Below are 21,087 nucleotides of genomic sequence, written 5' to 3' on the forward strand. Positions count from 1 at the left end.
TATGTCTAAGACAAAGTGGCGACCAGTCGATGGTATTGTATTACTGGATAAACCCATTGGGCTGAGCTCAAACCAAGCGTTACAGCGTGTTAGGCGTCTGTTTCGTGCAGCCAAGGCAGGTCACACTGGGGCGCTTGATCCTCTGGCGACAGGTATGTTGCCATTGTGTTTAGGTGAAGCGACCAAGTTTTCTCAGTTCCTGTTGGATGCAGATAAACGATACATTACCTGTATTCAACTGGGCAAGAGAACGACCACAGGCGACAGGGAAGGTGATGTTTTAACGGATCTGCCTGTTCCTGACCTGACGGATGAAGCGTTAGAGTCTGTATTGAATCGCTTTCGTGGCGAGATCGAGCAAATTCCTCCGATGTATTCAGCGCTGAAGCACGAAGGTAAACCTTTATACGAATATGCGCGTCAAGGCATTGTGATTGAAAGAAAGCGTCGTCAAGTGACCATTGCCGATTTAACGCTTGTTTCAAGAACCGCGGATACCTTAACGCTCGACATACGTTGTTCAAAAGGCACCTATATTCGCACCATTGGTGAGGATATCGGTGAGATGCTTGGGTGTGGTGCACATTTGCATTCGCTGCATCGAGTTTCAACAGCAGGGTATTCAGCAGAAAATATGTTGACCCTAGAGGCGTTTGAAAAAATTGCCGAACAGGGTGAAGATGCACTAGACGCCTTACTTTTGCCAATGGATACGGCTGTAGAGCACTTTGAAAAAGTCTTCTTTTCGCCAGAACAAACCAAAGACATGATGTTTGGACGAAGTGTTCCTAACGAAACATTGTTAATGGATGGTAGTTTGGTGAGATTGTATGACCAGAAGACACAGCGTTTTTTGGGATTAGGGATTTTAAAAGAGTCTATTATTCGGCCCCACAGGCTCGTAAATACCAGTGAGTTAGTTAATATTTAATGTTATACTGACTTGCATAGGATGACTGAAAATATGCTCGGCTATCCTTTATTTTTAATAGCATATTAATTTGGAGATTAAGATTATGGCATTGTCTGCAGAATCAAAAGCAGCGTTGGTAAAAGAGTTTCAAGTAGCGGAAGGCGACACTGGTTCTCCTGAAGTTCAAGTAGCATTGTTGACTAAGAACATCGAAGGTCTTCAAGGTCACTTTAAAGCTCATATCCACGACCATCATTCTCGTCGCGGTCTAATCCGCATGGTAAACCAGCGTCGTAAGTTGTTGGATTATCTAAAGCGTAAAGATGCAGCTCGTTACACTAGTTTGATCAAAAAACTAGGTCTGCGTCGCTAAGACTGAGAAAGGGCCATAAGTGATTATGGCCCTTTTTTTATTGGTCTCCCAAGGGACAGCCTGTACTTCATATGTGCTTTTTCTTCCGTAAAAATCGGAAAGTACTAAAAGAGTTCATATGAGTACTGGCTTAAAAAGAGGTCTTTGGGAGAAGAAATTTTTTAATAAAAGGAATACGTGTGAGTATTACGACAAAAACTTTCCAGTTCGGTAACGATACCGTAACGCTAGAAACAGGCCGCATTGCTCGTCAAGCAACAGGTGCTGTTCTTTGTACAATTGGTGATGCACAAGTACTTGCTACTGTTGTAGGTGCTAAATCAGCGAAAGCTGGTCAAGACTTTTTCCCATTGTCTGTTCATTATCAAGAGCGTGCTTACGCGGTTGGTAAAATTCCAGGTGGCTTCCTAAAACGTGAAGGCCGTCCCTCTGAAAAAGAAACACTGACTTCTCGTTTGATCGACCGCCCAATCCGTCCATTATTCCCTAAAGGGTTCATGAACGAAGTTCAGGTTGTTTGTACGGTTATGTCTACTAACACTAACTTAGACGCTGATATTGCGGCTATGTTGGCAACGTCTGCAGCATTGACTATTTCTGGTATTCCATTCAATGGTCCTATCGGTGCAGCTCGTGTTGGTTTTAATGATGAGTCTGGTTACGTTCTTAACCCAAGCTATTCAGATCTAGATGGTTCTTTGCTAGACATGGTAGTAGCGGGTACTAAAGATGCAGTATTAATGGTTGAGTCTGAAGCGCAAGAGCTTACAGAAGACGAAATGCTAGGTGCTGTACTTTACGCTCATAAAGAAATGCAAGTGGCTATTTCTGCTATTACTGAGTTCGCAGCTGAGTGCGCTAAGCCTCGTTGGGATTGGGTGGCAGATGCAGCAAACGTTTCTTTAACCGATGCGCTTCAATCTGGTTACGCGGCTCAAATCGAAGAAGCCTACGGAATCAGTGAAAAAATGGCTCGTTACGCTCAACTAGGTGTTGTTCGTGATGCAGCTGTTGCTGCACTGGTTACTGAAGAAGGTGAGTTCTCAGAAGCCGATGTGACAGGTGCGTTTGCTAAATTAGAAAAACGTATTGTTCGTCGTCGTGTTATCGATGGCCAGCCTCGTATCGATGGTCGTGACAACAAAACTGTTCGTCCAATCAACGTTGAAGTCGGTCTACTAAGCAAAACTCACGGTTCTGCTTTGTTCACACGCGGTGAAACTCAGGCGATCGCAACCTGTACGCTAGGAACGAGCCGCGATGCACAAATGTCTGATGGCTTGACAGGCGAAAGCAAAGACAGCTTCATGCTTCATTATAACTTCCCTCCATATTCTGTAGGTGAGTGTGGTCGTATGGGTGGTGTTGGTCGTCGTGAGATTGGTCACGGTCGTCTAGCTCGTCGTGGTGTACAAGCGGTATTGCCTTCTGAAGATGAATTCCCGTACACAATCCGTATCGTGTCTGAGATCACTGAATCTAACGGTTCAAGCTCTATGGCCTCTGTATGTGGCGCGTCTTTGGCTATGATGGACGCTGGTGTTCCTCTTAAAGCACCCGTTGCGGGTATCGCAATGGGTCTTATCAAAGAAGACGATGGTTTTGCTGTACTTACGGATATATTGGGTGACGAAGATCACCTTGGCGATATGGACTTTAAAGTAGCGGGTACTGCAGAAGGTATCACTGCACTTCAAATGGACATTAAAATCGAAGGCATCAACGAAGAAATTATGGATATCGCCTTGAGCCAAGCGCTTGAAGCTCGTACTCATATCCTTCGTGAAATGGCGAAAGTAATTGGTTACGCTCGTCCTGAAGTGTCTCCAAACGCGCCTTCTATGGCAACGATCAAAATTGATCCAGAGAAAATTCGTGACGTTATCGGTAAAGGTGGTGCAACAATTCGTTCTATCACTGAACAAACTGGCGCTTCTATCGATCTAGATGACGACGGTACTGTTCGTATTTACGCGGCGGATAAAGCGTCTTCTGATGCGGCATTGCTGAAGATTCACGAAATCACAGCTGAAGCAGAAGTGGATAAACTTTACAAAGGTAAAGTTGTTCGTTTAGCTGAATTTGGTGCATTCGTAAATATCTTACCTGGTAAAGATGGTTTGGTTCACATCTCTCAAATCGCTGAAGAGCGTATTCGTGCCGTAACCGACTTCCTTTCTGAAGGTCAAGAAGTCATCGTTAAAGTACTAGATGTTGATGCGCGTGGTCGTATCAAACTGTCCATGAAAGACGTGACGGAAGAAGAAAAAGCCGCCTATACTGAGTAATATCGGTTATAGATGGAGACAAAAAAGGTGCTAATTTTTAGCACCTTTTTTTGTTTTTGATCTACTGAATGAACTAAAATAAAGTCACTATACATTGATGTATTAGATATTTTACTTTGCATAACTTTTATAAGGAAAAGAATATGATAATCAAAGTTGCGAGTGTGTTGGTCGCTGGCTTAGTGTTAGCAGCATGTAGTAAAGACGTTGTAAATACCCCTGTTGCGGCAATTCCCGACTGCGTGTTTGCGGATGGTTCTAATCAAGCCGCTCCAGATTGGGTCTGTGGTGCTCCGGTCGAAGGAGTGGCTCTATCGGCAGTAGGTTACAGTGAAAAGTCAGCGGCAGGACCTAATTACATGAAGCAAATGGCGGCAACGGCGGCGCGCGTCGAGTTGGCGCAAGTGCTTAGTGTGGATTTGCAGAATATGGTGAAGCAATATGTTGAAACCACGGGCGCAGGCGACGCTGAAACAGTCGATCGTGTTAACAGTGTCGTGACAAAACAGGTAACAGAGCAAAAATTAATTGGCTCTAAAGTAGTTCGTCAGATGCCAACACCGTCTGGTGGTTTGGTTGTGCTAGTGGGCTTAGATCCGGCAGAAGCGGAGGGTGTTGCGGAAAGTATTTTGCGAACTTCTATGCGAAATGAAGCCGCATTATTTCAGAAATTAGAATCCGAAAAAAGTTTTGATGAATTGGCCTCAGAGATCGCCAAACGACGTATACAGTAAAGTGGCTACGTATCGTGTGGCATAAATACTTGCCATCACGACGCGTGTTGAAACTATATGGTAGCGTTTTTCTGAAAGGTAGCGATGCAATGCGAATAAAGCTTTATCTCTCAATGTTCCTTTTGTCTTGTATGGTGCTGCTAGGGATCACTGGTTGTGATTCACGTTTTAAAGCAGAAGTCACTTTAACCAAATACGTGACGGATTTGAGTCGATCTCAGTTTTTTTCACTTTCTGCCCCTGCCCCTGTAATGCCAATGGGTTTGCCGTCGTTACGTGATCGACAGCAGACTCTGACGCAGTTTGACATTGGTTTACTGGATTTTTTATCTTTGCAACAGTGTGATGTCGGCGCTGTTGCGGGTAGGAAAAACAGCATTTTAGGCAAAGTCATGCCTGATAGTCAGCGATTTTTGTATGAATTAGACATCATTCGTGCGATTGAATCGTGTGACATTAAGAGTGATGATTTGTCTGATGAACTGAAGCTCGTTGCTAAAACAAAACAACTCGAGTTACCCAAAGCGTTCTCAAATGCGATATTTAATGGCGCTGAGAGTGATGCGTTTTTTAGCCTGTCTAATGGGTATTTGCCATTAGATTATTCAACGGCTCAACAGCAGGATTTGCTGGATGCGTTAAGTCGTTTAGTGGCGATTGGTGAAGCCTTACCAAGATTGCCAACAGTGGATGGAGGGAAATTTGAAGAGGATTTAAAAATACTGATGGCCAGCGAGTTTTCTGGCAGGTTGTTGTATTCTTTGGTGCAGATTACAGCAAATTTAAACGCCGTTGCTAGCCAAGTTGGTTCCCTCGAGGGTGTTTGTGGTGCACCTCTTACCTATTTAAAACAGCAATTCGAAGTCAATTATGTCGAAACGATTCAACCCTATATGGGACGCATCCAAGGCGGCGCCTATCAGGTCTTACCTCTTTTAAATAAACTGATCAATTTGACGGCTCCTCACAGTGACACTATGTCCGCTTTTTTGGCACAATTTTCTTTAACTACTTCTGATAGTGTGTGGGCGGAGTATCAACAAGCGTCTCAATGGCACGCTAAAAGCTGGAGCAATTTGTTTTCAGAGTGCTCGGTAGCGATCAGCTCCTCTTAGATGCGAGTGTTTATTTGTTGTTCAAGGCTGTCAACGGCGTCATAGCGGTATGCGGTACCTTCAGCCAGCGGCTCGTGACTCAGTGCCTTCAATAAAGCGATATTCGCCACGGGATTGCCACTGATCCCATGAGAGAAGTGCATCGGTCGAGTGATGGCATGTGGCTGGTGATGACTCAGTTCATCTGGTGTATCTATAATAGAAGGGCCAGGCTGATGAAACAGACTCATTAACAAGGCAAAGTGAGCATTGCCCGATACGGGTTGCCCGGCTCTACTGCCTTGAGTAACTTGCGTTTCTACAATGTCTCTTATGTTCATCTGAGCGCCTGTTGATTGGTTTACTTTCAATGTATCGGCATGAAGAAGCATTTCTTAATAGAGATCATCTATTTAACCACGACTTGTCAGTGAGCGAATGACGCTTATAGCTTTTATTTCAGTATTTGGTCTAGGATTAAATAAGGTGTGTATTTGTGCGATCAAAATTTCTGCATGGTATGGCTCTAAGTGTTCAAGCATCGTACTATAATGTATTGAAAATCAATTATATGTGCTTTTTACCAAAAGTATTCCGCTTGGTTATAAAGTGGTAGGGCAGAGTGAATGCATGACATCGATGAACTGATTCATAATGTAAGACAAAATGAAGAGATTGCTCGTAAGTTCTTTGAAATTGAACGGTGTATTCTTTCGATTGGTCGTTGTGATCAGTTTGTTTCTACGCTGACAAAGGAAGTGCAAAAGCAGTTTAGCGTCCCTTATGTGTGGGTCAACCTTATTAACGAGGCGCCCCTGTCACACCTGGTTGAAAGTTTAGAGCGTATGCCTGACTTGCGCGATCGTGTGCTTTTCACAAGGCGTCGAGCCATGATCGACATTATCAAATCTAGTACGAGAACAGTGTTAGTCAATACTAACTTAAGCTACTGCAGAGAAATTATACCAAGCGTCTATCGTGACGTTGTTTCTTCTGTTGCCATCTCGCCATTAACCATTGATGGTGAACTGGTTGGCTTATTTTGTCAGGCAGATTCGGACAGTACTCGATACGATGCGACCACAAAAGACACCTTTTTACTGGATCAGTTAGCGATTAAAATTTCAATTTGCTTGAGCAATGTAACCGCGAGAGAAAAACTGGAATATTTAGCGACGCGTGATCCGCTCACTGGATTATTAAACCGCCGACAACTTGAGCTCATGTTGGACCGAGAATTTGCGCGGTCAAAACAGCAGGATCGAGATCTCACCGTTGTTTTTGTGGACTGCGATGCGTTTAAGTCTATCAACGACACATTGGGCCACAATTGTGGTGATGAAGTGTTGGAGTACATTGCTAAACGACTGCTTAAATACATTCATCGTCAAGGGTTGGCGTTCCGTTTTGCGGGTGACGAATTTGTTTTTGTGATGCCAGGAAAAAGTTACCAGCAGGCCATTGTGTTAGCCGAATCTATTCAAGAGTATCTTCAGTCTAACCCATTAAGATATAAATCCAACCTTGTGCCTATCACCGTCAGCTATGGTGGTGCGAGTGTGATGTCTGATGCCCCCAGTAATTATAAAAATCTGCTTAAGTTAGCAGATGAGCGCTTGTACGATTATAAAAATAATCGTAAACGATCCGTTCCGACTAAGGTGTTTAAGTTTTTAAACAGGTTAAGATAGTTTTGTAACTAAATTACATCTAGCCTGCGTTTTTTTCATGTTGCTGTGTTTTTTAGCCTGAATTTGTTGTAAAATTTCATAAAAATTTGATTAGGGTTCGTTTATGTCCCACGCTTTAATTGCTGATCTTGGCGGAACCAACGCGCGTTTTGCTTTGGTTCGCACTCATCATTTTGAGCCCTTCGAAGTTAGGGTTCTTCCTTGTAAAAACTACGACAGTTTCTTTGATGCTGCTGCCGATTATGTAGAAAATTGCAGTATTGATCTAGAAAGTATCGATGCTGTCGTGCTTGCGATTGCCGGCCCTGTTAACCAAGACGTTATCCGTTTTTCTAATAATCCGTGGCATTTTACACGAGATGAAATTCAGACGTATTTTGGTGAGAGCAAGCCAGTAGCGCTGCTAAACGACTTTGATGCGGTGGGTTATAGTTTAGAGGTGTTGCCTAAAGGCGATCTTGTTCCTGTGGGTGACAGTGTTGCAGTGGACCCTAAAGCACCGTCTTGGGTAGTAGGGGCGGGTACAGGCTTGGGTATTTCCTGTGTTGTACCTCAAGACAATGGCCCAAACTTGGTGTTGCCAGGCGAGGGTGGTCATGTCGATCTTTCTGCCTGTAATGAAGCGGAAGATTCTATATTGAGCTTTTTGCGTTCACGTCACAAACGTGTTTCGGCAGAGCGTGTCTTGTCAGGCATGGGTTTAGAAAACATCTATGAAGCGATAGCGCATAGTCAGGGTATTCAAAAGCGTCTTACCGCCCCTGAGATTGGTGACGCACTCAAACGTGGCGATGACCCTATTGCAGACGCTACTTTGGAACAATTTTTTGTGTTTTTAGGTCGTGTTATTGGCGATTTGGTGTTGTCGGTTGAATCGCGTGGCGGTGTGTATATTGCGGGTGGTATTGTTCCTCGTTATCTTAATGAAATCCATCAGAGTCAATTCCGTACTGCGATGCAAGATAAAGGTCGTATGAAAGATTTTGTATCGCCAATTCCGACTTTTGTTGTTACGTCTGAATACCCAGGGCTGATGGGGTGTGCATGTTATGCGTCCTATCTTGTGTCTAAAGCCTAAACAGTTGGAGAAAGAATTTATGAAGGTCAGTTTAAAAGCCTGTGATGTTGTTATTTTTGGCGGTGTCGGTGATTTAGCAATGCGTAAGTTATTGCCAGCTTTGTATCACCTAGATATGGATGGCTTGCTTGCTCCGACAACCCGAGTGGTTGGCGCGTCTCGTCGTGATATGTCAAATAAAGAGTATCAAGATAAAGTCCGTGAGGCGCTCGATGAGTTTGTCCCTTCGAGTGTTGGAGATGAAAAAACATGGCCTCGTTTTAAAGAGAGATTGAGCTATGTCACGGTGGACGCTCAACAAGAGTCTGATTTTTCACGTCTAAATGACCATAATATTGGTGGTGAAGACAGAGATGTTGTTTTCTATCTGGCCACGTCTCCTGATTTGTTCGGTTCTATCTGTTCATCATTGGCTGTTCACGGTTTGAATGCCCCTCGTATGCGGGTTGTTTTAGAAAAACCATTGGGTCGAGATTTGATGTCTTCTCGTGCGATTAATGACGAGGTTATGAAAAACTTTACTGAACAGCAAGCGTTTCGTATTGACCATTATCTTGGTAAAGAAACTGTTCAAAATCTATTGGCGATTCGCTTTGGTAATACGCTTTTTGAACCTTTATGGGACAGTGCTCACATAGACAATGTGCAAATCACAGTGTCGGAGACGGTTGGCGTAGAAGGGCGATGGGGGTATTACGATAAAGCCGGCGCCATGCGTGACATGGTGCAAAACCACCTGATTCAGCTGCTATGTTTGGTTGCCATGGAGCCGCCAGGGCGAATGGATGCAGACTCCGTACGCGATGAGAAAATCAAGGTTCTCAAAGCGTTGCGCCCAATTACAGGGGCGAATGCTTATACTAAAACCGTTCGTGGCCAATATGCAAAAGGCATGATTAATGGCAAAGAGGTGATGGGGTACTTTGATGATGAAGACAGTAATCCAGATTCTAGAACCGAAACCTTTGTTGCTTTACGTGCTGATATTGATAACTGGCGTTGGGCTGGTGTGCCGTTTTACTTGCGAACTGGCAAGCGATTAGGTCAGCGTTACTCTGAAATCGTTATTCAATATAAAGCCGTACCCCATAGTATTTTCAGTGACGAGAGTAATCGCCAGTTACAAAGAAACCAGTTGATTATTCGTCTTCAACCGGAAGAAAAAATTTCCTTGACCGTGATGAACAAGGTGCCCGGAGCCAGTGAGGGAATGAACCTCCAACCAGTTGACTTGAACTTAAGTCTGACAGAGGCGTTCAATAACAGACGCAGTCCTGAGGCCTATGAGCGCTTGCTGCTGGATGTAATGCGCAATGACGCTACCTTGTTTATGCGCTACGACGAGGTTGAGGCCGCTTGGAAGTGGGTTGACGGTATTATGTCTGCTTGGAGTCAAACCAGTGAACGCCCTAAAGAATATGCGTCAGGGTCTTGGGGGCCAGCGGCATCCATGGCGTTGCCGATTAAAGATGGCCGTAACTGGCATGACTACTAAGCGTTAATAAAACGCTCTAACAAAAGGAAAATAGAATGACGATTTCTTATACTGCTGAACAAGTCATGACAGCGACTCCGGTTGTCCCCGTGATTGTTGTGGATAATGTGGAGCAAGCGGTCGCCTTAGGTAAAGCGTTGGTCGCAGGTGGTGTGCCTGTTTTAGAAGTTACTTTACGTACTCCTGCTGCATTGGCGGCGATTACCGCGCTTCGTAAAGAAGTACCTGAGGCCATTGTTGGTGCTGGTACTGTGTGCTCGCGCGCGCAATATATTCAAGCGATAGAGGCCGGCTCTCAATTTATTATCAGCCCAGGAATGACTCCAGATCTTCTGACGGTAGGGAAAGAATACGATGTACCGTATTTGCCTGCGGTAGCGACTATTTCAGACATCTTGTTGGGAATAGAGCACGGCTATGATCGCTTTAAGTTTTTCCCAGCGGAAATAAATGGTGGAGTGAAAGCGTTGAAAGCGTTTGCGGGTCCATTGCCTCAGATTAAATTCTGCCCAACAGGTGGTATTGGTGCGGATAATTTCCGAGAATACTTAGCTTTACCCAACGTGCTTTGTGTTGGGGGGTCTTGGATTGTGCCAGCGGACTTAGTGCGCGACGAGAAGTGGGCTGAGATTACGGAACTGGCAAAATCGGTTGCCCGTTAACCAGTGATGGAATGCTAAAAAAAGGGAAGTACGCAAGTACTTCCTTTTTTTTGTGCCGTGGCGCTACGTTAGTGACACATCCGTGCTAAATCCGTGTTATAGGTTTTCCTCGGCAAATTCAGCGAGTCGGCTTCGTTCTATGCCGTTGACATGCATGATACTCGCGTATTTAAACGATTTTGATTTTTCAACCAGGTACGTCAGGCCAGAAGTCAGAGGCGTGATGTATTTATTGTCAATTTGGGCTAAATTGCCCAAGACAATGATTTTTGAGTTGCTGCCCACACGAGTTACAATAGATTTTAACTGAAACTGCGTGAGCCCTTGCGCTTCATCAATGATAATAAGGGCGTTATTAAATGAGCGGCCACGCATAAAGTTTAGGGACTTAAACTGTATATTGGCTTTTTGTTTAACGTAATCAATACTGCTAAAAGAATGCTCATCTGCCCCGTGAAGAATTTCTAGGTTATCGTCAAAAGCCGCCAGCCACGGTGCCATTTTTTCTTCCTCAGTGCCTGGTAAGAAACCGATATCTTCCGCCATAGGTGGGGTTGAACGGGCGACTATGATCTTGTTAAAGCGTTTTTCTTCCATAGTGACTTGCAGTCCATACGCTAGGGCGAGCAAGGTTTTTCCTGACCCCGCCGGGCCTGTCATGACCATGAGGTCAGAGTTTTCATGTCGTAATAAGTAAAACGCCATGGCCTGCTCAAGGTTACGAGGCACAATTCCCCAGAAATTCTGATGCATCAGGTGCTGTTTGTTGATATCGAGTAGGAATATGTGCTCTTCATCAATGTTAACAACAAAGCCAATAAAGTCCTCGTCGTCAACCACAAACATGTTCAGATATATATTGTTTAAGTGGAGTTTGCTGATGACATGTACTGTATGGCGGCCATGAGCTTCTGTTTTAACACTGTCGATGGTCGACCAAAAGCTGCCATCAAACTGCACATAGCCTTTACTCATTAAGTCTACGTCATCGAGAACCTTATCTTTTCGGTAATCTTCTACACGCTCTAGTCCAGATCCTTTGGCCTTGATGCGCATATTGATGTCTTTAGTTACCAAGCACACAACAGACCTTGGGTGCGTTGCTTGCAGACTCAATCCGACATTGATGATGCGATTATCATTGGCGTGATCGTGATTGCCATTTAAGAAAGGGATATTGTCCGTCAGTGTGATTTGCTGATCAGGAAAGATGGCCAGGGCGCCTTCGCTACGCTTATTTTGATCTTTGTCCACTCCACTGTTGATCACTCGAATAGGGACGCCTTCTTGTAATTCACGAGGTGAGGCATCACCCACTATTTTATCAATGGTGTTAATAGCAACACGCGCCTCACGACTGACGTCTTTCTCTCGTCTATCTTTGATGACATCAAGTTCCTCCAGTACCGTCATTGGGATAACCACTTTGTGTTCAGCGAAAGCAAAAATGGCTAATGGGTCGTGTAATAGTACATTAGTGTCAAGTACGTAGATTTTTTCCATAGAGTATTACTCCTCTGGTAAACGTGACGCTATTTAATGGAACCTGTATATGTACGTAAAAAACCTTGATTAAGACGGATAAAAATACTGTTTGTAGTGCAAAAACAGGAAGCAGTAATCGAACTTTGTGCCGTTAGAGTGTGGAAAAGTATTGTTGAGTTAATAGTATGCAAGTTAAACCTCACTGCCGATTTATACACTCTACTTAGAGTGTATGACAGATTTGTGGCTGTTGCGTACTTTTTTAGAAACAGAAAAGTAACGTTAAATAAGGGGGAGTAAAAATATGTGAGGCATAAAGAAACCGCAACCTTAAAGGGCTGCGGTTTTTAAAATAGCGCATGAGCGTATTTTAGTCGTCTAGGAAGCTTCTTAAATGCTCAGAGCGACTTGGGTGGCGCAATTTGCGTAGGGCTTTCGCTTCGATTTGGCGAATACGCTCCCGTGTTACATCAAATTGTTTACCCACTTCTTCCAGTGTGTGATCCGTATTCATGTCAATACCGAAACGCATACGTAGCACCTTGGCTTCACGGGCGGTCAAGCCTGCAAGTACCATGGTGGTTGATTCACGTAGACCTTCAATAGTGGCTATGTCGATAGGGGATTCAGCGCCATCGTCTTCGATAAAGTCACCTAAATGGGAATCTTCATCATCCCCGATGGGTGTTTCCATCGAGATAGGCTCCTTGGCTATCTTCAACACTTTGCGAATCTTATCTTCAGGCATATCCATACGCGCTGCAAGTTCTTCAGGGGTCGCTTCACGACCCATTTCTTGTAGCATTTGGCGAGAGATACGATTCAATTTATTAATCGTTTCAATCATGTGCACAGGAATACGGATAGTACGAGCCTGGTCTGCAATAGATCGTGTTATCGCCTGACGAATCCACCAAGTAGCGTAAGTGGAAAACTTATAACCACGACGATACTCAAATTTGTCTACCGCTTTCATTAGGCCAATATTGCCTTCTTGGATAAGATCCAAAAATTGAAGGCCACGATTGGTGTACTTCTTGGCAATAGAGATAACCAAACGAAGGTTGGCTTCGACCATTTCTTTTTTGGCACGACGAGCTCGAGTTTCACCAATCGAAATGCGACGGTTAATCTCTTTCAGTTCAGCAATTGTCAGGCCTGTGTCTTTAGTCACGGCACGAAGTTTACGCTGGCTGCGCATAAACTCAGATTCGTTTTCTTCCAGCGCTGCTGCGTAGTCGGCACCAGAGGCAATTTGTTCTTTCAACCAATCAGCATTGGTTTCATTGCCGGGGAAGCGTTTAAGAAATTCAGTTCTTGGCATGCCCGCTTTACGAACGCACACTTGCATGATCAGTCGTTCTTGATCGCGAACTTTTTCCATGCGCGATCTAACGCGATCAATGAGATCGTCAAACATTTTTGGCACTAGCTTAATAGGAGCAAAGCTGATGCTTAATTCTTCTTGTTTGCTTCTGACGTCAGGATCTTGTCTGTCTTTCGTTTCTAAAAGAATTTTTAGCTCGTTATAGATACGAGTAATGTCATTAAAACGAAGAGCTGTTTCTTCTGGATCTGGACCGTTGTCAGTTTCTTCTTCGGCAGTGTCAGAGTCATCATCGTCGTCGCTATCGACAGCATCGTCATCGGTGACTACCACTTCTTCAGGGGCACTTTCTTCAAAAATTGGCTCTTCACCATCGCCATCGATAAAACCACTGAAAATGTCACTAAGGCGACCTTCTTCTTCCTGTACTTTAGTGTACGCATCGAGTAACACATCGACTGCGCCAGGAAAGTAAGAAACCGCTGCCATGACTTCACGGGTGCCTTCTTCGATGCGCTTTGCAATGGCGATTTCGCCTGCGCGAGTAAGAAGCTCAACCGTTCCCATTTCACGCATATACATACGGACTGGGTCTGTTGTTCTGGTAATATCACCTTCTACCGCAGCAAGTGCGGCAGCGGCTTCTTCGGCGGCCGCTTCGTCGGTAGCGTCGCCTTCTTCCATAAGAAGGTTATCTTTATCTGGTGCAGTTTCGGAAACGGAAATCCCCATGTCATTGATCATGGCGATGATTTCTTCTACTTGCTCCGGGTCTGAAAGGTCATCAGGAAGGTGGTCATTAACTTCAGAATACGTTAAATAACCCTGTTCTTTACCCTTAGCGATCAGCTCTTTGAGACGTGACTGTTGAGTGTCTGGCATTCGACAACCTATCGTTAGAAATTCATTTGGGAGTTTAGCAAGCCGCGGATTATAACAAAATCAATCAGTTTTATCCACAGAATCATTCGTTTGATGGACAAAAATTAAGCAATCATTATGACTTTTTTTGTCGGATTAAATTCATCAAATTCCGCAACTCTTGCTTACTGTCATTATCCTTTATGGACTCGTTCCCTCGGCTTTTCAACCGTGCGATACTGCTATTTAAGCCTAAGTTTTTCTCTAGGGCAGTGGTCATATCTAGCACTTCTTGTAGTGCGTTGGTGATTTTTTGCTTAGTAGCCGCGTCATTGTGGTTTAACAATGCGTAGATAGACGAAAGAGTGGATGGATCTGTTAATTCTCCTAACAGATGCCCTGCGTTTTTTTCCGGATATTTGTAAAAAAAACGCCATATTCTACAGAAGGTTTGTAGCTCATCATCGGCTTGGTGTAACAAAGGATCAGGGAGTGAAATGTTCTGCGCAATATGCGGGTGTAATAATAGGCACAGTGATGCCTGTTTAACACGACTGAGGCTTGAAGGGGCAGGAGAAAAAACCACATCATTTTTTTGGTATTTGGTAAATTTGCCCCCTTTCTTAAAAGCACTTTTCTTATTGGAATCGTAATAGGGGGGAGCGTCATACCCGTGTTCGTTAGGGTGTCCTTGATCGGGGTAATAATCGTAATCGGCTTGATTCGCTAAATGGGAATAGCTGTCATCATCATGGCCGAGATACGAGTTTGGATCGCTTGCAGAGTGACCTTGAACTGGACTGTTTGGCGTCGTGTATTTGACCTTGGGTGTCGCCGTATTGCCTAAGGTTTCACTGTCGATGCCAGATTGCTCGCTTAGTTGTCGAATTAAAACTGAGCGAAAGGTTAATTCTTTAGGAATTTGTTGAATCATGCCCATGGCGTTGCGGGCAAACTGCGCTTCGCCTTCTTCATCCCCTAAAGTGACTAGGTTTCGTGCGTGTTCAAATAGTACGTGAGACAACGATGAGGCATCGTCAAGACGAAGATTGAAAGCGTCTTTACCTTCTTTGCGGACCAAAGAGTCAGGGTCTTCACCTTCGGGTAAAAAGAGGAAACGCACTTGTTTCTCGTCTTGCATAACGGGGAGAGAGGCTTCTAGACCCCGAATGGCTGCCGAGCGTCCTGCTTTATCGCCGTCAAAACAAAGTACGACTTTGCTGACTAACTTAAAAAGTTTACGAATGTGTTGGCTGTTAACGGATGTGCCTAATGTCGCAACGGCGTTCGTGATACCGTGTTGTGCCAGCACGATGACATCCATATAGCCTTCGACCACGATTATTTGATCGAGTATTGGGGTATTTTGTTTTGCTTCAAATAAACCGTAGAGTTCTTGGCTTTTTTGAAAGACAGGTGTTTCTGGAGAGTTTAAGTACTTGGGTTTTTCGTCGCCAAATGCTCGTCCGCCAAAGGCAATGACTCGACCTCGTGAGTCACGTATAGGAAAAATAATCCGATCACGAAAACGATCATAGTAATGGCCTGGCTGATCTTTTTTTTCAATCAGCATGCCGCCTAATAAAAGCTGCTCCTGGCTTTCTGCGCGGGTTCCCACTTTTTTGAGAAGATTGTCCCACCCCGGCGGGGCATAGCCTAATCCAAATACCTTGGCGATTTGACCGGATAATCCACGGTCTTTGGATAAATAGTCTGTGGCTTTTTTCTTGTCAGGATGCTGAGTTAATTGCTGCTGATAAAACTGCGAGCTCTCGGATAGGCGTTTGAGTAATTCAGCATTTTGTTCGTATCTGTCTGGTGCGCCTTGTTCTCTGGGGACTTCCATGCCAGCGTCTTTGGCAAGTGCCTCAATCGCGTCGACAAAGTCTAGATGATCGTGTTCCATGACAAAGGAAATGGCATTGCCGCCGGCTCCACAGCCAAAACAGTAATAAAATTGCTTGTTTGGATTTAAGCTAAAAGACGGGCTTTTTTCATTGTGGAAAGGGCAGAGGGCGCTGTAATTTTGCCCAGTTTTTTTTAAGCTAATACGAGACGCAACCACATCGGTTATGTCGGTTCGAGCCAAAAGCTCATCAATAAACTGATCAGGAATGCGTCCCGCCATTATATTAGCCTAGTTGCGCTTTAACTTGTTTGCTGATTTGTGCCATATCAGCACGGCCTTGTACTTGAGGTTTTACAATTGCCATAACGGCGCCCATTTGCTGCATAGAGCTAGCGCCAGTTTCTGTGATTGCTGCTTTGACAATCTCACCGACTTCATCATCAGTCAATGGGGTTGGTAAAAACTCACTAATAATTGTCATTTCTTCTTGTTCGATTACAGCTAGATCTTCACGGCCGCCATCGATGAATTGTTGGTTGGAGTCTTTGCGTTGTTTGTTCATTTTATCTAAAACGGCGAGTACACGAGCGTCGTCTAGTTCAATTCGTTCGTCGACTTCGATTTTTTTGCATTCAGATAGAATGGTGCGAATGACGGTAACACGCTGTTTTTCTTTAGCACGCATAGCGGTTTTTAGGGTTTCTGAAATGAACTTTTTTAATTCTGACATGGGATCCTCTTTTAATTCATAGAGCTTTGATTCATTGAGACAGTTGCCCGTAATGCTGCGCAGAGGTCTCTTTGGAAGCAAAAAAAACGGCTAGTTGGTTAACTAGCCGTTTTTTATAAGCCTAAATGTTAGAAACGTCTAGGCAAACATTTGTTTTTTAGCAAATTGCCAAACGGCAGATTGGCCTAGTACAAACGTTGGAATTTCTTTTGCTCACGAGACACTTTCTTAGCGTGACGTTTAACAGCAGCTGCTGCAGCACGTTTGCGAAGAGTAGTGGGTTTTTCGTAGCATTCACGACGACGAACTTCAGCCAAAACGCCGGCTTTTTCACAAGAGCGTTTGAAGCGACGTAGAGCGATGTCAAATGGTTCGTTATCTTTTACTTTTACTGCTGGCATGTTATTACCTTTAATAATATTTTTCTAAAGTTTAAGTATTCACAAAAACGGCGTGAATAATACCCGTATTTAATGGGCTTTCAAAGCGCGCTTTTGTTGAACAGAGTGTGATCCAGTACGGATCGATTTTTCTAGGCTAAATAAAGCCCAACCCTGAACAGACTATTATCGCGTCTGTAACTGTATTCATTCTTTAAGAGGGTGTTTGGATCGCCATTTAACTGACATGATAAACGCTTACATCAGAAGCTATGTGCCAAACTAGAAAAATCACCTGCCTTTTAATTTAAACATTTAAAACGCGCGCATTATAATGCTTTTGTCTCGCAGTGTCTAATTTCATTTGGTTCGTCTTTTAAGGAAGTGGTTCTTTCCTCTGCAACGGCCGAGATAGATAGGGTACAATGCGCTCAAATTATTGATGAGATTATTCTGATGAAAGTATTGGGATTAGAAACCTCTTGTGATGAGACGGGTATCGCGATTTACGATACTGAAAATGGTCTTTTAGCGCATAAAATTTATTCTCAAATTGCGCAGCATGCTGAATACGGCGGTGTAGTGCCAGAGTTGGCTTCTCGTGATCATGTTCGTAAAACCTTGCCGCTTATTGATGAAGTGTTGCAAGAAGCGGGCATGAAAAAGTCCGAATTGGATGCGATTGCTTATACAAGCGGCCCTGGTTTGGTCGGTGCATTAATGGCTGGTGCCACGATTGGTCGTTCTCTGGCTTATGCTTTGGGAATTCCCGCATTAGGCGTACATCATATGGAAGGCCATCTTCTAGCGCCAATGTTAGAAGAGTCCCAACCGGAGATGCCTTTTATTGCTTTATTGGTTTCTGGTGGCCACACACAGCTGGTTCGAGTAGACGGGATTGGTGAATATCGTCTTTTGGGACAGTCCTTAGACGATGCCGCTGGGGAGGCGTTTGACAAGGCCGCTAAAATGATTGGCTTGCCTTATCCTGGCGGCCCTCATATTGCCGCATTGGCGAAGCAGGGTAACCCGGAATCTGGGCTGAAATTTCCTCGCCCTATGACAGATCGTCCGGGACTGGATTTTAGCTTTAGTGGTTTGAAAACGGCTTTTTTGACTGCGGTACATGAAGCGTTAGACGAAGCGCGTTGTGATGAGCAATTTAAAGCGGATGCCGCATTGGCGTTTGAAACAGCGGTGGTGGATACCTTAGTGATAAAGTGTCGCCGAGCGTTAGAAATGGAAGGTCTAAAACAGCTGATTATTGCTGGTGGTGTGAGTGCGAATCAGCGCTTGCGCGAACAGCTTGAAAGTCAGCTGAAGAAAATTAATGCCAGTGTGTTTTATGCGCGTCCCGAGTTTTGCACCGACAACGGCGCCATGATTGCCTATGCGGGTGCTCAACGCTTAGTAAATGGCCAGTCTTCTGAGCTTGCTTTGTCGATTCGTGCCCGTTGGCCGTTGTCTGAATTGCCACCGTTGAAGGAATCTTAATATGAACGATTTGGTGTTTATTGAAGGTCTTAAAACCCAAGCGGTTATCGGCGTTTACGATTGGGAAAAGAAAATTCGACAAGATTTGGTGTTCGATTTAGAAATGGAGCATGACAATCGCATTCCGGCAGAGTCAGATGACCTTGCTAAAACCTTGGACTATGAAGCCATCTCTAATTACATTTTGGCGTTTTGTGCTGAGCGTCAATTTGAATTGATCGAAACCTTAGCAGAGCATTTGGTGAGCGAATTAATAGCCGCATTTAAGTTGAATGCGGTCACGTTAACTTTGCGTAAGCCAGGTGCTGTTTCGGCGGCTCAGTCCGTTGGGGTAAAGATTTATAGAAAATCGACGGTGACTTATTAATCTTTACTGAGCATTAAATCATGCTCAGTAAATCAGTGGTGAAAGTGTTTTATCAAGCGCATCTGCTCGGCTTTGTTTGAGTGCTTGGCCGAGCTCGGCGCCACTAAAGCCTTGTTTCATTAAACCTGCGGCGTTGATGTTGGCAATGGTGTCGCGGAGTAACTGCCAGTCTTCAATGTTGCTGTTTGTCAGGTGACTAAGAACCTCAATCAAGAGTTTAAAAGGTTGAGGTTTTTTGATGGCATTGACCGAAATTAACCAGTTCTCCCAAGACGTAGCGTTCATTGGAATGCGTTGGTTTTCTAAGAAGCCGCGGGTTTGCTCGGTCAGTATTCTGAATTGATTTGGGCAACGAATGCGATCATGTAACTGGGTGAGCTGAGCAAGGGGGGTGTTTCTGCACAAAATGGCCCAGCGTTGAGCGGGTATCAGCTGAGTCTGATCTAGAGCTTCAAACAGCCCCTGACCTTCTTCCCATACCCACTCTGGAAACAGTGTCTCTAGTGCATTTGCGTCTTTTAAAACTGAAAAGAAAATATGAGCATTGGGTGTGTTAAGTGCCTTTTCTAATTCTTTCCATACCCGTTCTGCACTTAATGCTGATAACTCACCAGATGCGCTGATGGTTTGCATTAGCGCTAATGTTTCGGGAGCAATATGAAATCCAAAAGGAGCAAAGCGCGAAGCAAAACGGGCGACTCGCAATACTCGTAATGGGTCTTCTACAAAGGCATTAGAGACGTGACGCAATAGACGATTGTGCACATCGTGTTGGCCATTAAACGGGTCGATTAAAGAGCCGTCTTTGTGTTGTGCGATGGCGTTGATGGTGAGGTCGCGTCGTTCAAGATCTTCCTCTAAGCGAATGTCGGGAGAAAAGTCACAGATAAATCCTGTATAACCCTCTCCTTGTTTTTTTTCTTTGCGGGCAAGGGCGTACTCTTCTTTGCTTTTAGGATGCAGAAAAACGGGGAACTGTTTGCCTACTTGTTGATAGCCCTGCTGTTCAAGCTGATCCGGCGTGGCGCCAGTCACCACCCAATCACGATCAACGACGGGTAAGCCAAGCAAAGTGTCTCTTACGGCTCCACCAACCAGATAAACTTGATACGACACCCTTATTGGCCTATTTCACATTGTTCTGGGAACATGGCACTCCACTGACTAAAGCCACCGTTGAGTGAATAAACGTCTTTAAAACCTTGTGTCGCAAGGTATTCTGCTGCGCCTTTGCTGCTGTTTCCGTGGTAGCAGCAAACAATAACGGATTGGTTTTTGTCTGTCTGAGCAATGAAATTTTCAACGTTGTCGTTGGTGAGTCTGATCGCATTTGTCATGTGACTGCTTTGAAAGCTAGCAGCATCGCGGATATCTACCACAACGGCGTCGTTTTCAAGCAGGGGTAAAGCGTCTGATATATCAATACAAGTAAAAGTCATGATGGTTTCCTGAGTGTGCAAGGTGTACTAAATCTTTGTTTGTCTTCTAGGCGTAACGCCGTCAAGCTTCCCCCCCAAACACAGCCAGTATCCAGTGCGTGAATATGGTCTTGTTGGGTTTTGCCCTCTAAAGCCGCCCAATGCCCAAACACAATGTGGCACTCGGTCGGTACCTTACTCGGGTAGGCAAACCATGGTGCATAGCCTTTTGTGGCGGTGTTGACACCTTCTTTAGATTTAAGATCTAACTTACTGTTTTTATTGCAAAATCGCATTCTGGTTAAGTAGTTAGTGATTGCTCTAAGGCGATCCATTCCGGTCAATGTGTCATTCCATTGATTTGGTGTATTACCATACATGGAAGCAAAAAAATCCTCAACCGTGTCCGATTGGAGAGTATTTTCCACTTCTTTAGCGAGCGCTAATGTTTGTTCCAGATCCCAGCATGGCGGAATTCCTGCGTGTGTCATGACCGTGTTGAGTTGTTCGTCGTAATAGCACAAAGGTTGTTTGCGCAGCCAATCCATCAATTCATCGCGGTCGCTCGCGGTGAGGATTTCCGTTAAAGTGTCCCCCCGTTTCAGTGTGCCGAACCCATGCGAAACCGCTAATAAATGCAAATCATGATTGCCAAGCACCAGTCGTGCGCTGTCTCCTAAAGATTTAACAAAGCGCAGCGTTTCTAATGATTCATCGCCCCGATTAATCAGGTCGCCAGCAAACCACAAAGTATCTTGTTTAGGGTGGTATTGAATGTTTTCTAAAAGTTGAACCAGTGGCGTTAGGCATCCTTGTAGATCGCCTATAACATAGGTTGCCATAAATGC

General features: G+C 44.5%; 20 protein-coding genes. 11 read left to right on the plus strand and 9 right to left on the minus strand.

Going from position 1 to position 21,087, the window contains the following annotated elements; all coding sequences use genetic code 11:
- The first annotated feature begins 1 nt into the window (after position 1).
- The 5 genes from truB (at position 2) to EBI00_RS01115 (ending at position 5,423) form a co-directional block, all read left to right on the plus strand.
- Entirely contained in the window at positions 2–931 is a 930-nt protein-coding gene (gene truB, locus EBI00_RS01095) for a tRNA pseudouridine(55) synthase TruB (protein WP_123094087.1), read from the plus strand.
- Positions 932–1,016: 85 nt separating this feature from the next.
- Positions 1,017–1,286, plus strand: a complete 270-nt coding sequence (gene rpsO, locus EBI00_RS01100; RefSeq protein ID WP_012068748.1) for a 30S ribosomal protein S15 — start codon at positions 1,017–1,019, stop codon at positions 1,284–1,286.
- A gap of 179 nt (positions 1,287–1,465) precedes the next feature.
- Positions 1,466–3,574: a polyribonucleotide nucleotidyltransferase gene (pnp, locus tag EBI00_RS01105; protein WP_123094088.1), complete on the plus strand. Its 2,109-nt coding sequence runs from the start codon at positions 1,466–1,468 to the stop codon at positions 3,572–3,574.
- 143 nt (positions 3,575–3,717) lie between these two features.
- Positions 3,718–4,308 (plus strand): LPP20 family lipoprotein, encoded by a 591-nt coding sequence (locus EBI00_RS01110; RefSeq protein WP_123094089.1) that lies wholly within the window; start codon positions 3,718–3,720, stop codon positions 4,306–4,308.
- An 89-nt stretch (positions 4,309–4,397) separates the two neighbouring features.
- Positions 4,398–5,423, plus strand: a complete 1,026-nt coding sequence (locus tag EBI00_RS01115; RefSeq protein ID WP_241556914.1) for a DUF3080 family protein — start codon at positions 4,398–4,400, stop codon at positions 5,421–5,423.
- On the opposite strand, the gene EBI00_RS01120 is transcribed toward EBI00_RS01115, so the two are convergent.
- Positions 5,420–5,743, minus strand: coding sequence for a hypothetical protein (locus EBI00_RS01120; protein WP_123094091.1), 324 nt, complete (start codon positions 5,741–5,743; stop codon positions 5,420–5,422). The genes EBI00_RS01115 and EBI00_RS01120 overlap by 4 nt on opposite strands.
- A 285-nt stretch (positions 5,744–6,028) precedes the next feature.
- Between EBI00_RS01120 and EBI00_RS01125 the strand changes: the two genes are divergently transcribed.
- From EBI00_RS01125 to EBI00_RS01140, 4 genes are all read left to right on the plus strand, one after another.
- Positions 6,029–7,093: a GGDEF domain-containing protein gene (locus EBI00_RS01125; protein WP_123094092.1), complete on the plus strand. Its 1,065-nt coding sequence runs from the start codon at positions 6,029–6,031 to the stop codon at positions 7,091–7,093.
- A gap of 103 nt (positions 7,094–7,196) precedes the next feature.
- Positions 7,197–8,171: a glucokinase gene (glk, locus tag EBI00_RS01130; RefSeq protein ID WP_123094093.1), complete on the plus strand. Its 975-nt coding sequence runs from the start codon at positions 7,197–7,199 to the stop codon at positions 8,169–8,171.
- Between the two features lie 19 nt (positions 8,172–8,190).
- Positions 8,191–9,666, plus strand: coding sequence for a glucose-6-phosphate dehydrogenase (gene zwf / locus EBI00_RS01135; RefSeq protein WP_123094094.1), 1,476 nt, complete (start codon positions 8,191–8,193; stop codon positions 9,664–9,666).
- A gap of 35 nt (positions 9,667–9,701) precedes the next feature.
- Complete coding sequence (locus tag EBI00_RS01140; RefSeq protein ID WP_123094095.1) at positions 9,702–10,328, plus strand: bifunctional 4-hydroxy-2-oxoglutarate aldolase/2-dehydro-3-deoxy-phosphogluconate aldolase; 627 nt, start codon at positions 9,702–9,704, stop codon at positions 10,326–10,328.
- A gap of 96 nt (positions 10,329–10,424) precedes the next feature.
- On the opposite strand, the gene EBI00_RS01145 is transcribed toward EBI00_RS01140, so the two are convergent.
- The 5 genes from EBI00_RS01145 to rpsU all read right to left on the minus strand — a co-directional run bounded on the left by EBI00_RS01145 (position 10,425) and on the right by rpsU (position 16,981).
- Complete coding sequence (locus tag EBI00_RS01145; RefSeq protein ID WP_123094096.1) at positions 10,425–11,831, minus strand: PhoH family protein; 1,407 nt, start codon at positions 11,829–11,831, stop codon at positions 10,425–10,427.
- Positions 11,832–12,183: 352 nt separating this feature from the next.
- Positions 12,184–14,022, minus strand: coding sequence for an RNA polymerase sigma factor RpoD (gene rpoD, locus EBI00_RS01150; protein WP_123094097.1), 1,839 nt, complete (start codon positions 14,020–14,022; stop codon positions 12,184–12,186).
- A 115-nt stretch (positions 14,023–14,137) separates the two neighbouring features.
- Positions 14,138–16,129, minus strand: coding sequence for a DNA primase (dnaG, locus tag EBI00_RS01155; RefSeq protein ID WP_123094098.1), 1,992 nt, complete (start codon positions 16,127–16,129; stop codon positions 14,138–14,140).
- A 4-nt stretch (positions 16,130–16,133) separates the two neighbouring features.
- On the minus strand, positions 16,134–16,580 hold the full coding sequence (locus EBI00_RS01160; protein WP_123094099.1) for a GatB/YqeY domain-containing protein: 447 nt from the start codon (positions 16,578–16,580) through the stop codon (positions 16,134–16,136).
- Between the two features lie 185 nt (positions 16,581–16,765).
- Positions 16,766–16,981, minus strand: a complete 216-nt coding sequence (gene rpsU / locus EBI00_RS01165; protein ID WP_009835737.1) for a 30S ribosomal protein S21 — start codon at positions 16,979–16,981, stop codon at positions 16,766–16,768.
- A gap of 435 nt (positions 16,982–17,416) precedes the next feature.
- Between rpsU and tsaD the strand changes: the two genes are divergently transcribed.
- Both tsaD and folB read left to right on the plus strand, forming a co-directional pair.
- Positions 17,417–18,454 (plus strand): tRNA (adenosine(37)-N6)-threonylcarbamoyltransferase complex transferase subunit TsaD, encoded by a 1,038-nt coding sequence (gene tsaD, locus EBI00_RS01170; RefSeq protein WP_123094100.1) that lies wholly within the window; start codon positions 17,417–17,419, stop codon positions 18,452–18,454.
- Position 18,455: 1 nt separating this feature from the next.
- A complete protein-coding gene (folB, locus tag EBI00_RS01175) occupies positions 18,456–18,821 on the plus strand; it encodes a dihydroneopterin aldolase (RefSeq protein ID WP_123094101.1) in 366 nt (121 codons plus the stop codon).
- Between the two features lie 24 nt (positions 18,822–18,845).
- Here folB and EBI00_RS01180 read toward each other — a convergent pair whose 3' ends face one another.
- Genes EBI00_RS01180 through EBI00_RS01190 form a run of 3 tightly spaced genes read right to left on the minus strand, consistent with a single transcriptional unit; the run spans position 18,846 to position 21,081 of the window.
- Positions 18,846–19,937, minus strand: a complete 1,092-nt coding sequence (locus tag EBI00_RS01180) for a tRNA nucleotidyltransferase/poly(A) polymerase-related protein (RefSeq protein ID WP_241556915.1) — start codon at positions 19,935–19,937, stop codon at positions 18,846–18,848.
- Positions 19,938–19,939: 2 nt separating this feature from the next.
- Positions 19,940–20,260, minus strand: a complete 321-nt coding sequence (gene glpE, locus EBI00_RS01185) for a thiosulfate sulfurtransferase GlpE (protein WP_123094103.1) — start codon at positions 20,258–20,260, stop codon at positions 19,940–19,942.
- Positions 20,257–21,081 (minus strand): symmetrical bis(5'-nucleosyl)-tetraphosphatase, encoded by an 825-nt coding sequence (locus EBI00_RS01190; RefSeq protein WP_123094104.1) that lies wholly within the window; start codon positions 21,079–21,081, stop codon positions 20,257–20,259. Before EBI00_RS01190 ends, glpE begins: the two co-directional genes overlap by 4 nt.
- Positions 21,082–21,087 lie beyond the last annotated feature (6 nt).

The sequence above is a fragment of the Marinomonas hwangdonensis genome (genome assembly GCF_003721245.1).
GTDB lineage: Bacteria > Pseudomonadota > Gammaproteobacteria > Pseudomonadales > Marinomonadaceae > Marinomonas > Marinomonas hwangdonensis.